The following is a 12,751-nucleotide window of genomic DNA, read 5'->3' on the forward strand; positions in this document are numbered from 1 at the left end:
ATATTAGTCATCGTTTTATTTTTTAAAGGCCAAATATGTCATATTCAAATGATAAACCTCTCAACATCGTCGCAGTTTCAGGTGGTCTTAACAGCCCATCAAAAACTGAAAGCTTGATTCAAACTATTTTGGATGAATTAGCGCAAGCAATAGAAATAAATGTGAAGTTTGTAAAACTCAGTGAGATTGGGCCTTTGTTGGGTGGTGCAATTTATCGAAGTCAGTTACCCAAACAAGTACAAGATGATCTGGCTGCGATTGAAGCTGCTGATGCTTTAATTGTTGGTACGCCAGTTTATCGTGCTTCTTTTACAGGGCTGTTCAAACATTTATTTGATTTTGTTGAGCAGACCGCTTTAGTGGATGTCCCAGTATTATTGGCAGCATCGGGTGGAAGTGATCGCCATGCTTTAGTACTCGAGCATCAACTTCGCCCTTTGTTTAGTTTTTTTCAGGCACAGACTTTGCCTATAGGCGTTTATGCAACAGATCGAGACTTTACACCTGAATATACGGTCAAAAGTGAAGCATTGAATGAGCGTATTTTGCTTGCTGTTGCTCGAGCTTTACCAATTTTGCAATGGGCACCAGCTAAAGGATTGCGTGAGCAAAAGGTTAAAGCTAAATCAGAAAAGGCCAATCAAGATTTAAGTATCAATAAACAAGTTGAACAAGATTCCATACTGCCATCTGTAGAGGTGCCAGATTTAGATGTTGCTGAGGCAAGATTACATAGCAAAAGAGCTGTAAGTGTTTTATGACCTCTTAAATAGCGGGGAAGTACAGCAATTTTGTAAGAGTAAAATGAATATAAAGAGCTTTATGCAATCATGGATGATGCATAAAGCTTGTATACGATCAACAAAAAAATTAGAGTGTAGAAAAACTACTTTCTTATGTGTTTATGGTATCTCGTAGAAAACTTCCATCTTTAAATGCCTTACGTGCATTTGAAACAGCCGGGAGAAAGTTAAGTTTTCGTGCTGCTGCTGATGAATTGGGAGTGACTCAGGGTGCAATCGCACAGCAGGTTCGAGCATTAGAAGAACATCTCAAGGTTACTTTATTTCAACGACTTCCTCGGGGATTGTCTTTGACGCCTGAAGGAACAAAGTATCTGGTCGATATAACGCGTGCTTTTGATATTATTGCTGAATCAACAGAATCACTGCTAGACCAGCCAGATCGTGTAACTATAAGTGTGACACCAACGATTGCGACCAAAATATTGATCCCTCGATTAGGTGATTTTCATGCAGTACTACCTGAAATAAATTTATGCACACTTGCAACTGAAGCGATATCAGACTTTGATCGCGATCAAGTTGATATCGCGATAAGGCTTACCCAACAATCATTTCCAGAAAATCTAGAAGCACAATTATTGTTTCATCAAGAACTTATTGCTGTAGCGAGTCCTGATTTTGTTAGGGATCTAACGCTTCCTCTTGAACTTGAACAGTTGATTCGTATGCCATTGCTACATGATGCCCATGATCATTGGCCAAATTTTCTGAACACGAATTCGAAATTAGCTGGAGCTGTATTTAATCAAACAACATTGGCAATAGATGCTGCTTTGTCTGGGCAAGGAGTAGCTTTAGTATGTCGAGCATTTGTGGATGCTGATATTCAATCAGGAAAACTCATACAAGTCACTCTGGAAACAAAAACTGTCGAACCAAGTTATTATCTTGTCAGAAAAAAAACCTCTCATTCGAATAGCACAGTCGATAAAATTTGGCAGTGGTGCATCGAATATTTAGGTACGAAGCAAAAATTAAAATAGATACTTATTTGTGATGATTCGGTCAGTTCTAATTATGAAGGGATAATTTATCCCTTCAAATTTTGATTAAAAGTCATTATACAGAACGAGTTAAACCACCATCTACACGGATATTTTGTCCTGTAATATAAGCCGCGCCATCTGACGCAAGGAAAGCAACTGTAGCTGCAATTTCTTCTGTTGAACCATATCGTTTCATTGGAACACTTTGAGTGCGTTCATCTGTTTTTGGTAGGCTATCAATCCACCCAGGCAAAACATTATTAATACGAATATTATCAACAGCATATGTGTCTGCACAAATCTTAGTAAAAGCTGCTAATCCAGAACGGGCAACGGCAGACGTTGGAAATAGTGAACTAGGCTCAAAAGTCCATGCACTGGAAATATTTACAATCACGCCGTGTTTCTGTTGTTGCATGATCGGAATCACTAAACGAATAGGGCGTACGACATTGAGAAAATAAGTATCTATACCATCATGCCAATCTTGATCTGTTAATTCTAAAATTCCTTTGCGTGGGCCATGTCCAGCACTGTTAACTAAAACATCTATACGTCCCCAACGAGCAAGGGTTTCATCAATAAGGCGTTGAATATCTTGGATTGATTGATTAGAACCAGTAACGCCTAAGCCATTCAGTTGTTCTGCAAGAATTTCACCTTTACCTGATGAAGATAGAATTGCAACTTTGTATCCATCCGCTGCTAGTTTTTTTGCAACAGCTGCACCCATACCACTTCCAGCGGCCGTAACAATAGCGACTTTCTCAGTCATGATTTTTACCTCTAAATGTCATTCGGAATATGAAAGAGTTAACTAATTTTAAAATAATATTAAAGTTCAACAGTGTGCTGAGCAAACGATAAATTTTCGTTAAAGCCAGTAGAAAATCTATAGGCTTGATCCTTAATCAAATCAAGTTAAAAAAAAGGGCATCCCAAAAAAGAAGCGGAACAGGTCTAAATTAAAAGGGCTGTATCAAAGATACGGAAAGATTTTTACGTATTATTTTTCATACTAAATCGACAGGATTGTATTTCATTTAAACAAGCTCAAGCCACGTAGGTGAGAACTATGTGTAATCCTGAATATGTGCTGTTACAACATGTGTAAATTGCTAGATTCTCTCATGAGATTGTTCCAGTATAGGTTTAGATATTCGAATTTACAGGACAATGATCATGGCAATAAGACATCGTATGTTATTAAAATATCTTGCTATTTTAGGTTTTGTGGCAAGTTCATCCGTGATGAGCAGCATAACTTTCGCAAGTTCTGAGCAGGCCTGGAATAAACATGATCAGGAAATAAAAGCGGCTTGTATAAAAGCGAGTCAACTTAAAAATGCCAAGACAGTAAGCAATGTCATGCTGTTTGATGATCGTGTTGGATATTCGGCACTTCTGATTGAAGGAAAATATCCTCAAGCACATATGAAAAACAAAACAGGGCAAGAGCTTTGTTTATGGAACAAGACCTCGAAGAAAGCTTATTTAACCGAAACAAACATGAAAGCGCATTGAAGTCATAGCTTTGATAGCTACGATTTCTGTTTGGCTTTTTGGCGTAAGACATACAAATATAAGTTTTCTACTTTTTCACGTGCCCATGGTGTAGTACGTAAGAATCGCAATGATGACTTAACACTTGGATCTATGCAAAAACATCTAATTTCAATTTTATGACTTAAGCCTTCAAAACCACCGTAGTAATCCAATAATTCATCCAAAATGTCAGCAAGTTTTTTGCCATGTAGAGGGTCATTGGAGGTATTCATAATAGATCAACCATATTTTGGGAGACCATCATTATAACCTGAGCGAGTTGAAAAATCAGAGGGTTAGCATTTAAGCGTAATTAACGATGTGCGCTGAAATAGCAGGAGACATTCACTTGGGAAATTCTAGGCAGCCGACTTGTAAAAATTTTCTGCCATTTATGGAATGAGAACTCGAAGTCAGCAACCTGAATTATGATGGTAGAGATTCAAGTTACTGAGCTGTGGCAACAAACAGTATTGTGTAGGCCACAGTCTTAGATATTCTATTTAACATAATATACATTATACGAAATATTGTAATTGTTAAATATGGTGCTTAGCAACTTCTGCAATTACCATTTTCCTGCTATCCCAATGTCTGTTGACATACATTAGAAAGTTACACACAATGCTATTCACTATATAAGTATGCATATATCAATAACAATGCCTTCGATTTATCAATTAAAACCAGCATTTCAGAATTTACTTCGCCCATTTGTACAATGGCTTTACTCTAAAAAGATTACAGCGAATCAGGTTACGCTTTTAGCAATGCTAATCTCTGTTGTATTAGCTGTTGCACTTTACTGCCTGCATCTTTACCAACAACCTTTAATTCTGTTTTTATTCTTTCCTGTATGGATGTTAGTTCGTATGGGTTTTAATGCAATTGATGGCATGCTCGCACGTGAGTTTAATCAACAATCAAAACTTGGTGCATATTTAAATGAAATTTGTGATGTTATCTCCGATTCTGCGCTGTATTTATGTTTTTTGGGCTTAGCCTTCATTAATTCCTATTTATTGGGTTTTGTTGTATTTCTAGCGATTCTGAGTGAATATGCTGGCGTTATGGCTCCATTAATTGGTCAGGAACGCCGTTATGATGGTCCTATGGGTAAAAGTGATCGTGCATTTTGGTTTAGTTTAATTGCTGTGCTTGTCAGTTTCAGCCCGTATTTAATTGAAAATAATTACATAAATTCAATAATTTATATCTGTAATGGGCTGCTTATTTTTATTGCAGCGCTATTGGTTTTGACAACTTATAACCGTATTAAAAATAGTATTCAACTTTAAGGAAAATCAGATGCAAAGCTCACAAAAACATGTGTTTATCAGTCATGATGATACCCAATTAGCCTATCAACACTGGCCAGCAACTACAGAAAAAGAGACAAAAAAAGCAATTATCTTATTCCATCGTGGCCATGAACACTCTGGACGTATGGCACATTTGGTCAATGAGCTTAACTTGCCAGAATTTGATTTCTTTGCATGGGATGCTCGCGGACATGGAGATTCACCAGGTTTACGTGGCGATGCACCAAGTTTCTCTGCATGTGTGAAAGATATTCAATCTTTTGTACAACATATTGAATCGACATATAACATTGTATCAACCAATATCGCCATCATTGGTCAAAGTGTCGGTGCAGTTTTGGCAGCCACATGGGTACATGATTATGCACCAAAAATCAGAGCCTTATGTTTAGCTTCACCCGCATTTGATATCAAACTGTATGTACCATTTGCAAAAGCAGGTTTAACTGTTTTAAGTAAACTCAAAGGTAATTTCTTTATTACCAGCTATGTAAAAGCCAATATGCTAACGCATGATGTCGATCGTGCGAAAACTTATGAAACAGACCCACAAATTGCCAAAGCTATTTCTGTACGAATGCTTTTGGGCTTATATGCAGCGTCAGAACGTATCGTCAATGATGCACAAAATATCTTTGTTCCTACACAAGTTTTATGCTCTGGATCAGATTTTGTGGTATTCCGTAAGCCACAACAACAATTTTATGAAAAGCTTCCTCATCCACGTAAAGAGTTCCATGTACTAGATGGTTTTTATCACGATACATTAGGTGAAAAAGATCGTCATATTGCAATCGAAAAAATCCGTCGTTTTATCTTGCAAAGCTTTACTGAAGATTATCAGGCCCCAGATGTACTAAATGCCGATAAAATCGGTACAAGTTGTGCGACAGCTGAGCAACTCAGTAGCCCACTTCCCGCTGCTTCCATCAAAAATCTATTCTGGAATTTAACCAAGCGTAATTTAAAGCTCGGTAGTAAATTCTCACAGGGTTTAAAAATTGGTGAAGATACAGGTTATGACTCAGGCAGCACTTTAGATTTTGTTTACCGAAATCAAGGTGAAAGCAAAAACATTCTTGGCAATATTATCGATAAGCAATATTTAAATGCGATTGGTTGGCGTGGTATACGCGTGCGTAAACAGCATATTGAGCAGCTATTGGCAAAATATGCGAAAGCATTGACCAAGCAACGTAAAGATGTTCGCATCCTAGACATTGCTGCGGGTCATGGCCGCTATATTTTAGATGCAGTCAGTCAGCTTCCAACAACACCGAAATCCGTTTTATTAAGAGATTATAGTGAATTAAATGTTGAGTCAGGTACAGCATTAATCCAAGAGCGGAAATTGGACAATATTGCCCAATTTGAACTCGGTGATGCCTTTGACACGGCGTCATTGGCCAAAGTTAAACCTAAGCCAAATTTGGTGATTGTTTCAGGGCTTTATGAGTTGTTTAGTGATAATGACTTATTAAGACAATCACTCACAGGTATTCATCAAGCCATGCTACAAGGTGGCTTCCTGATTTACACGGGACAAATTTGGCACCCACAACAAGAATTTATTGCACGTGCGCTTACCTCACATCGTCAAGGTGATGCTTGGGTGATGCGTTTACGCTCACAAGCCGAAATGGATGCACTGGTTGAACAAGCTGGCTTTAAAAAAGTAGATCAATGTATTGATGAATTTGGGATTTTTACAGTTTCAGTTGCTCAAAAAATTTAAATAAAGACCTTTATGCAAAATAATATTTTAGATCGCCAGCCCGGTACTTGGAAATGGGGACTACTCTGCTTAGTCTTTTTAGCACCCTTTTTCTTTTTAACCTATGGTTTTGCAAATCAATATGCATCCAGCTTAAGTTATGTCCCAAGTATTGTGTTTGCTTGGGAACATCATATTCCGCTTTGGGCATGGACCATTGTGCCGTATTGGTCAATTGACCTTTTTTATGGCTTGTCACTATTGTTATGTTGGAATAGATTTGAATTAAAACAACATTCGCTTAGGCTATTGGCTGCCCAAATTATTTCGATCAGTTGTTTTTTAATTTTTCCCTTAAAATTCAGCTTTGAACGTGCTGAATTAGATGGTTTTTTTGGATTATGGTTTGATGTCCTGATGGGTTTTGATAAACCCTTTAATCAAGCACCGTCATTACATATTGTTTTATTAGTCATTCTCTGGGATTTTTATCAAAGACATATCAAGCCAAGCTATCGTTGGCTGGTTCATGTTTGGTCGTTCCTGATCGGACTTTCTGTCTTAACCACGTGGCAACATCACTTTATTGATATTCCTTTAGGGCTATTGGTTGGTGCACTATGTTTATGGCTATTTCCACTTACAGTGAAAGCACCTTATCAAAAAGATGGCTTACAGCAAATTACAGGCAAACATTTAAAATTAGGGTGTTTTTATCTGATTGGAGCCGTTGTTTGTATAGCACCTGCATTTTTATTTAAAGGTGCATGGCTATGGATGTTATATCCAGCAACCAGTCTTTTCTTAGTCGCTTTTGCATACTTTTTAGTTAGACCTCATTTTTTCCAAAAACAAGAAAACGGTCAAATGACTGTTGCTGCGTGGTTATTGTTTGCACCTTATTCTCTAATTGCATGGATAAATAGTCGTGTTTGGACCTATCGACATCCTGAAGACTCATTGATTCTGCAACTCAACAGCGTTGATCTGTATCTAGGCCGTATCCCAACAACTGAACATAGTAAGCAATATCATGGTGTATTTGATTGTTGCACCGAATTGCCTGCAAACAATATTCATCATTATGAGAAATACAGTACGCTTGATTTAATTCCGATTCAAAGCTCACAATTACTAGAAGCATCAAAAAAGTTTGATCACTTTATCCAGCCTTTAATACAAGAAAATGAACCGCAAAAAGCATTGATTTTTTGTGCGCTTGGCTATTCACGTAGTTGTAGTGTATTGATTGCATGGTTATTGCTACAAGGCCACGTATCTACCGTTGAAGAAGCGATTGCCTTAATACAACGATCGCGTCCGTGGATTGTTTTGAGTGAGACACATATTGCTGAAATTAAAAATTTCCAACAACTGATCTCTCAGGAGATACAGCCATGAAAATGAATTTTGTCGTGGTTAGCCAATTGCTAAAGCAAAGTCAGAGTATTTTAAAGTCAGGATATTTGGTCTTTGTCTTATCGATCATTACTTTATCTTTATTTTCGAAAATGCAGATCATAATTCCTCTGTTACTCGTTACTTTGCTATTGGCGATTCATCATTATCTCTTTGTTCGGATTGAGTTTGATCGTGGTCTATTACAGCATATGATTGACCAACCTGAGGAGGTGGAAACACTTACTCAGCAATTGGATCAATCCCTGTTAAATTTAAAATTGATTCCATCCAATAAAACAGATCGCGATTGGTCAGAACGCTTCAAAGGCTGCTTAAGTCTCTTAAAAATACAGATCGTCATTGTCTTAATACAGTATGCTGTATTTATTGTACTTTTTTATAAACTAGCACATAGATGAAGGTTGAATGAAAAAAAATATAATCACGCAATCCGTTGCTCGTTTTATTGCATTCTTAACCCGACGTGGTGCACGCTTGTTAACAGGTGCACGAAGCTTATGGGTCGGCTGTGAACCTGAACTTAAGCAACGGATCTATTATGCCAACCATAATAGCCATATTGATTTCATTTTATTATGGTCTTCATTACCCACCCACATCCGTCGCAAAACACGACCAATCGCAGCATCAGATTATTGGCTCAAAGATGGAATTAGACGTTTTTTGATTCAAGATACTTTTTCTGGTGTTACCATTCAACGAAATCGTAGTGATCAGCAAGATCCTTTACAGCCAGTAAAAGATGTCTTGGCAGAAGGCTATTCCATTATTTTCTTCCCTGAAGGGACACGTAATTTAAATGATGATGTCGAGATGCTGCAGTTTAAAAGTGGCCTTTATCATCTCAGCCAGCAATTCCCTGAGGTTGAAGTTGTGCCTGTTTGGATTTCTAATTTAAAACGAGTCATGCCTAAAGGCGCATTTATCCCCTTGCCTCTACTCTCTACTGTCATCTTTGGTGAACCCTTAGCACTTGATCAACTCACGGGCAAAGATCAATTCTTGCAGTATGCTCAGCAGCAATTATTGAAATTAAAAGAGGCTGAGAATCAATGAGTTTAGACAATTTACAACAAACTTATCTATTGTTTGGCATCTTTGCAGTTATCTTGATTATCGCCTCTAGTATCGGTTTTATCCTCAAACAAAAAGCAGGTACAGCCCCTTCTCCTGTCATTGATAACCTGAATGCGCGTATCAATGCTTGGTGGATCATGCTGATAGTCTTGGCAGCAGCTATTCTATTAGGAAAAACTGCGTTTATTGTCCTGTTTGGCCTTATTTCCTTTTTTGCATTACGTGAATTTATTAGTTTATTACCCACACGGCGTGGCGACTATCTGCCTTTACTGATTGCGTTCTATTTTGTTATTCCTTATCAATACTATTTGGTCTATACCAATTGGTATGGGTTATTTTCGATTTTTATTCCGCTCTATGTATTTTTACTGATTCCAATTGCCAGTTTAAAGCTGGAAGATACTACACACTTCTTGGAGCGCAGTGCCAAAATCCAATGGGGGCTTATGGTGAGTGTGTTCTGTATCTCACATGTCCCCGCTCTGTTAAATCTGGATTTACCCCAATTTAAAGGAGAAAAAATTTGGTTGGCAATTTGGCTGATTATGGTGGTACAAGCCTCAGATGTACTGCAATATATTTGTGGCAAACTTTTTGGAAAACATAAAGTTGCCCCTACACTTTCCCCATCAAAAACTGTAGAAGGGTTAATTGGCGGCATTGTTCTCGCAACCGCACTTGGTGTATTGATGTCATCACTCACCCCATTCAATTACTGGCAAGCGGCACTGATTGGTTTGATAGTTTGTATTTTTGGTTTCTTTGGTGGGCTAGTCATGTCTGCGATCAAACGCGATCGTGGCGTGAAAGATTGGGGACAACTTATTCAAGGTCACGGCGGTATGTTAGATCGTATCGACTCGATCTGTTTCTCTGCACCGATTTTTTTCCATATCCTTCGATATTGGTGGAGCTGATCACTAAGAACAAGATTGACCAATGCTAACTTCACGATAAAACTTAGGCGTCACATTGGTCCACTTTTTAAATGCGCGAGAAAAGTGGGAAGTATCGGCATAGCCTAAACGCTCTGCAATTTGCTCAATCGAAAGCTTGGTTTGTTTTAATAACTGCTCCGCCTGATTCCTGCGTACTTCAGCTACAAGACTTTGGAAAGACGTTTGTTTATTGCTTAACTGTCGCTGTAGGGTACGCTCTGAGAGATGGAGTTTTTCAGCGACCTGTTTCAGCGATAAGAAGCCAATATCTTCATCATATAGCAAGGCTTTGACTTGTGAATCCAAGCGATTTTTTTGATCCCTTTTCAACGCAAGCTTATCGGCATCTTGCTCACATTGTTGTTTGCTTAGCCGAGCCAATAAGGCATCTGCGGTCTTTAACGGGAGTGATAGCGATGCCTTATGAAAGCTTAAACAATCTTTTTCACACTCGAAACTGATATTTGAATAATTGAATTTATGAGTATTTTTATAAAAATCTGGTTTGTCTTGTTGAAACTTAAAATGGATTCCAAGTTTATTTTGGGCTAAATTTTCCAAAATTTGTGAAAAGCCTAAAATCAAGAACATCATTCCATGTCGGTTTAACTTAAATTTTTGTGAGGGTTGGTTGAAATACAAATAAGCCAAGTCACCTTCTATCTTTAATTTAGGTTTAAACACAGAACAATGTAAGCCAATAAATTGCTCTAGAATCTTGATTGCATCACCTAATGTGTCAGAGGCAGTTGCAGCAATGCCAACATGGCCATAGCAAGAAACTCGCATTTCCTCTGCAAGATAGAGACTAATCGCAGGTTCATGCGTTAACAACGCTGCTTTATCCAATAAATGATTGAAAATATCGAAATCTACATACCAAAACGGCGCATTTAAAGTGTGTGCAGAAATCCCCGTTCCAGACAAAAGCTGTTCTGAAGATACATTCCATTTTTGTATGACATCCACTAATAGGTTGACATAAGTACCGGGTAATTCTGGATTCATGTAGTCTCCATGAAACAGCAAAAAATTGGCGTAAAATGGTAAATATTGGCGGTTAATGAACTATGACATCTTTCTCGGTTTAAGCATAGTAGCTCTATCTAAAAAACTCAGATTTTAAACTGGTGAAATCATGCATATTTTGATCGTCCATGCGCATCCTGAACCGCAGTCATTTACCTCTGCGCTTAAAGATACAGCACAGCAAACCTTTGAACAGCAAGGTCATACTGTTGAGGTTTCTGACCTCTATGAAATGAACTTTAATCCTGTTGCGTCTAAAGATGATTTTGGCAGCCTGAATCAACCTGATTATTTTAATTATGCTTTAGAACAACGCCATGCATTTAAACAACAGCAATTTTCAGCAGATATCCAAGCTGAAATTGAAAAAGTTCAACGTGCTGATCTGGTTATTTTTAGCTTTCCTTTGTATTGGACGTCAGTACCTGCCATCTTAAAAGGTTGGATTGATCGTGTATTTGTCTCTGGTCTCTTTTACGGCGGTAAACGTTTTTACAACCATGGCGGCATGACTGGGAAAAAAGCCATGCTGTGTTTAACACTCGGTGGCCGTGAACATATGTTTGGTGAAGGTTCTGTACATGGGCCGATAGAGCATTATTTATCATCATTGCAACGTGGCACACTTGCCTATGTCGGCTTTGATGTACTGCCTCCATTCCTTGCCTATCATGTCCCTTATATCAGCCAAGAAGATAGACAAAAGATTGTGATTGATTTTGAGCAGTATTTGCAAAATATAGATGATCTACAGCCCTTAGCATTTCCATTACTGGAAAGTTTTGACGATAGAATGAATCCGTTATAAGAACAGTAATATAGAAGAAATCAATGGGATCAGACTCTTTCAAAGCATGAAAATCTCTGAGCATTACCGCCAAGGTCTTTCTTAGCTCAGTAGCTGATCCTCCATTTTTATCTAATTGCAAAAATAAAACCAATTACTCACGAATGAATAATTGGTTAAATTACTAATGATTAAAACTCTCTAAATTTTATTCACTATTTTACTACTACCATAGAGTTAAACACTTTAATTAGAAATATATACTTTAGGTCGTTCATCTAAAATAACATCGAAAATTGTATCATCAGTCACAATTAATAAATGTTCAAACTCTATGTTTTGATATAACTCACCAGCATCTGCATAAAAATCACTCAAAAAATATGAATGATTTGATATCCAAAATGAATTTTTACCAAGAGTAGGTAGCATTGCTATTGTTCTTTGTCTATAACTCTCATCTCCCACTCTATAAGAAACAGGCTGAGTTTCAAATTCAACTGTAACTTTAATGATTCCTTCATAAAGAGTATTTCTACTTTGGAGAACCTTAAAAAATAACTTCAAAGATCCCGCATAAGTACTGGTCATTCCTGTATATATTAGAAAAGGCAAATGCGTATCCAGTGGATACCATTCTTTATACGATTCTTTCATTATTTATACCTAATTTTGTCATCAGAACGTTTACCACCTGGACGTTGTATTTCTATTGTAGGAGAACCATTTGAGCTTGAGGGCCTAACATTAACAGGCCTACCATCTGGTAGTGTTCCTACCATACCACCTCCACCTATTGGTTTTACATTAGATGGATTTAGATTGTTAAAATCATCAACTGCATCATTAAAATCACCAGGTTTCTGCCATTGTCTTGTTCCCCTATTAGTAACAGGATTATCCGGGTCTGGAATCGCATCAGGCACAGGTGGTTTATTAAAAATAGCATTATAACCCCAGTCTATCGCTGGCGGTAATAAGTACCCACCGAGCCCCACAAGCGCACCTACTCCAGCCCCTCCAAGACCTCCTACAACAGTCCCACCTCCAGGTTCAATCACTGTTCCACCAAAAGCACCAGCTCTTGAGCCCATTGATGCACCTCGACTTGCCGCTGCTGCT

Annotated in this window: 14 protein-coding genes; 10 read left to right on the forward strand and 4 right to left on the reverse strand. The window is 37.9% G+C overall.

The annotated features are described in order from the left end of the window. The first annotated feature begins 35 nt into the window (after window positions 1-35). Together msuE and F3J02_RS02210 are read left to right on the forward strand one after the other, a co-directional pair. Window positions 36-761, forward strand: a complete 726-nt coding sequence (gene msuE / locus F3J02_RS02205) for an FMN reductase (RefSeq protein ID WP_167247250.1) — start codon at window positions 36-38, stop codon at window positions 759-761. Between the two features lie 143 nt (window positions 762-904). Further along, on the forward strand, window positions 905-1,789 hold the full coding sequence (locus F3J02_RS02210) for a LysR substrate-binding domain-containing protein (protein ID WP_167247252.1): 885 nt from the start codon (window positions 905-907) through the stop codon (window positions 1,787-1,789). A gap of 76 nt (window positions 1,790-1,865) precedes the next feature. Here the strand turns inward: F3J02_RS02210 and F3J02_RS02215 are convergent, their stop codons facing one another. Beyond that, window positions 1,866-2,567 carry an SDR family oxidoreductase gene (locus tag F3J02_RS02215; protein ID WP_167247254.1) on the reverse strand — a complete coding sequence of 234 codons (702 nt, stop codon included), beginning with the start codon at window positions 2,565-2,567 and terminating at the stop codon, window positions 1,866-1,868. 407 nt (window positions 2,568-2,974) lie between these two features. Here F3J02_RS02215 and F3J02_RS02220 point away from each other — a divergent pair, with 407 nt between their 5' ends. After that, complete coding sequence (locus tag F3J02_RS02220) at window positions 2,975-3,316, forward strand: hypothetical protein (RefSeq protein ID WP_167247256.1); 342 nt, start codon at window positions 2,975-2,977, stop codon at window positions 3,314-3,316. A gap of 17 nt (window positions 3,317-3,333) precedes the next feature. On the opposite strand, the gene F3J02_RS02225 is transcribed toward F3J02_RS02220, so the two are convergent. After that, window positions 3,334-3,570, reverse strand: a complete 237-nt coding sequence (locus tag F3J02_RS02225) for a VF530 family DNA-binding protein (protein WP_167247258.1) — start codon at window positions 3,568-3,570, stop codon at window positions 3,334-3,336. Between the two features lie 429 nt (window positions 3,571-3,999). Between F3J02_RS02225 and F3J02_RS02230 the strand changes: the two genes are divergently transcribed. Genes F3J02_RS02230 through F3J02_RS02255 form a run of 6 tightly spaced genes read left to right on the forward strand, consistent with a single transcriptional unit; the run spans window position 4,000 to window position 9,792 of the window. Further along, entirely contained in the window at window positions 4,000-4,635 is a 636-nt protein-coding gene (locus F3J02_RS02230; RefSeq protein WP_167247260.1) for a CDP-alcohol phosphatidyltransferase family protein, read from the forward strand. Window positions 4,636-4,645: 10 nt separating this feature from the next. Beyond that, the gene (locus F3J02_RS02235) at window positions 4,646-6,394 is read left to right on the forward strand and encodes a bifunctional alpha/beta hydrolase/class I SAM-dependent methyltransferase (protein WP_167247262.1); all 1,749 of its coding nucleotides are present in this window, start codon (window positions 4,646-4,648) and stop codon (window positions 6,392-6,394) included. A gap of 12 nt (window positions 6,395-6,406) precedes the next feature. Then, entirely contained in the window at window positions 6,407-7,774 is a 1,368-nt protein-coding gene (locus F3J02_RS02240) for a phosphatase PAP2/dual specificity phosphatase family protein (RefSeq protein ID WP_167247264.1), read from the forward strand. Then, window positions 7,771-8,193 (forward strand): hypothetical protein, encoded by a 423-nt coding sequence (locus F3J02_RS02245; RefSeq protein WP_167247266.1) that lies wholly within the window; start codon window positions 7,771-7,773, stop codon window positions 8,191-8,193. Before F3J02_RS02240 ends, F3J02_RS02245 begins: the two co-directional genes overlap by 4 nt. A gap of 7 nt (window positions 8,194-8,200) precedes the next feature. After that, complete coding sequence (locus F3J02_RS02250) at window positions 8,201-8,851, forward strand: lysophospholipid acyltransferase family protein (RefSeq protein ID WP_167247267.1); 651 nt, start codon at window positions 8,201-8,203, stop codon at window positions 8,849-8,851. Next, the gene (locus F3J02_RS02255; RefSeq protein WP_167247268.1) at window positions 8,848-9,792 is read left to right on the forward strand and encodes a phosphatidate cytidylyltransferase; all 945 of its coding nucleotides are present in this window, start codon (window positions 8,848-8,850) and stop codon (window positions 9,790-9,792) included. The genes F3J02_RS02250 and F3J02_RS02255 overlap by 4 nt, the downstream gene beginning before the upstream one ends. 3 nt (window positions 9,793-9,795) lie before the next feature. Here F3J02_RS02255 and F3J02_RS02260 read toward each other — a convergent pair whose 3' ends face one another. Continuing rightward, on the reverse strand, window positions 9,796-10,821 hold the full coding sequence (locus tag F3J02_RS02260; protein ID WP_167247269.1) for an AraC family transcriptional regulator: 1,026 nt from the start codon (window positions 10,819-10,821) through the stop codon (window positions 9,796-9,798). A 130-nt stretch (window positions 10,822-10,951) separates the two neighbouring features. On the opposite strand from F3J02_RS02260, the gene F3J02_RS02265 reads away from it, so the two are divergent. Beyond that, window positions 10,952-11,650: an NAD(P)H-dependent oxidoreductase gene (locus tag F3J02_RS02265; protein WP_167247270.1), complete on the forward strand. Its 699-nt coding sequence runs from the start codon at window positions 10,952-10,954 to the stop codon at window positions 11,648-11,650. 225 nt (window positions 11,651-11,875) lie between these two features. Here F3J02_RS02265 and F3J02_RS02270 read toward each other — a convergent pair whose 3' ends face one another. Further along, complete coding sequence (locus tag F3J02_RS02270; protein ID WP_167247271.1) at window positions 11,876-12,286, reverse strand: hypothetical protein; 411 nt, start codon at window positions 12,284-12,286, stop codon at window positions 11,876-11,878. Window positions 12,287-12,751 lie beyond the last annotated feature (465 nt).

Source organism: Acinetobacter sp. Tr-809, from assembly GCF_011753255.1.
Taxonomy (GTDB): domain Bacteria; phylum Pseudomonadota; class Gammaproteobacteria; order Pseudomonadales; family Moraxellaceae; genus Acinetobacter.

Excerpts from the sequence above, each read along its gene's own strand:
- F3J02_RS02245 (WP_167247266.1), top strand. The coding sequence starts at position 7,771 with ATGAAAATGAATTTTGTCGTGGTTAGCCAATTGCTAAAGCAAAGTCAG.
- F3J02_RS02215 (WP_167247254.1), bottom strand. The coding sequence starts at position 2,567 with ATGACTGAGAAAGTCGCTATTGTTACGGCCGCTGGAAGTGGTATGGGT.
- F3J02_RS02260 (WP_167247269.1), bottom strand. The coding sequence starts at position 10,821 with ATGAATCCAGAATTACCCGGTACTTATGTCAACCTATTAGTGGATGTC.
- F3J02_RS02270 (WP_167247271.1), bottom strand. The coding sequence starts at position 12,286 with ATGAAAGAATCGTATAAAGAATGGTATCCACTGGATACGCATTTGCCT.
- F3J02_RS02230 (WP_167247260.1), top strand. The coding sequence starts at position 4,000 with ATGCCTTCGATTTATCAATTAAAACCAGCATTTCAGAATTTACTTCGC.
- F3J02_RS02225 (WP_167247258.1), bottom strand. The coding sequence starts at position 3,570 with ATGAATACCTCCAATGACCCTCTACATGGCAAAAAACTTGCTGACATT.
- F3J02_RS02240 (WP_167247264.1), top strand. The coding sequence starts at position 6,407 with ATGCAAAATAATATTTTAGATCGCCAGCCCGGTACTTGGAAATGGGGA.
- F3J02_RS02220 (WP_167247256.1), top strand. The coding sequence starts at position 2,975 with ATGGCAATAAGACATCGTATGTTATTAAAATATCTTGCTATTTTAGGT.
- F3J02_RS02210 (WP_167247252.1), top strand. The coding sequence starts at position 905 with ATGGTATCTCGTAGAAAACTTCCATCTTTAAATGCCTTACGTGCATTT.
- F3J02_RS02235 (WP_167247262.1), top strand. The coding sequence starts at position 4,646 with ATGCAAAGCTCACAAAAACATGTGTTTATCAGTCATGATGATACCCAA.
- msuE (WP_167247250.1), top strand. The coding sequence starts at position 36 with ATGTCATATTCAAATGATAAACCTCTCAACATCGTCGCAGTTTCAGGT.
- F3J02_RS02250 (WP_167247267.1), top strand. The coding sequence starts at position 8,201 with ATGAAAAAAAATATAATCACGCAATCCGTTGCTCGTTTTATTGCATTC.
- F3J02_RS02265 (WP_167247270.1), top strand. The coding sequence starts at position 10,952 with ATGCATATTTTGATCGTCCATGCGCATCCTGAACCGCAGTCATTTACC.
- F3J02_RS02255 (WP_167247268.1), top strand. The coding sequence starts at position 8,848 with ATGAGTTTAGACAATTTACAACAAACTTATCTATTGTTTGGCATCTTT.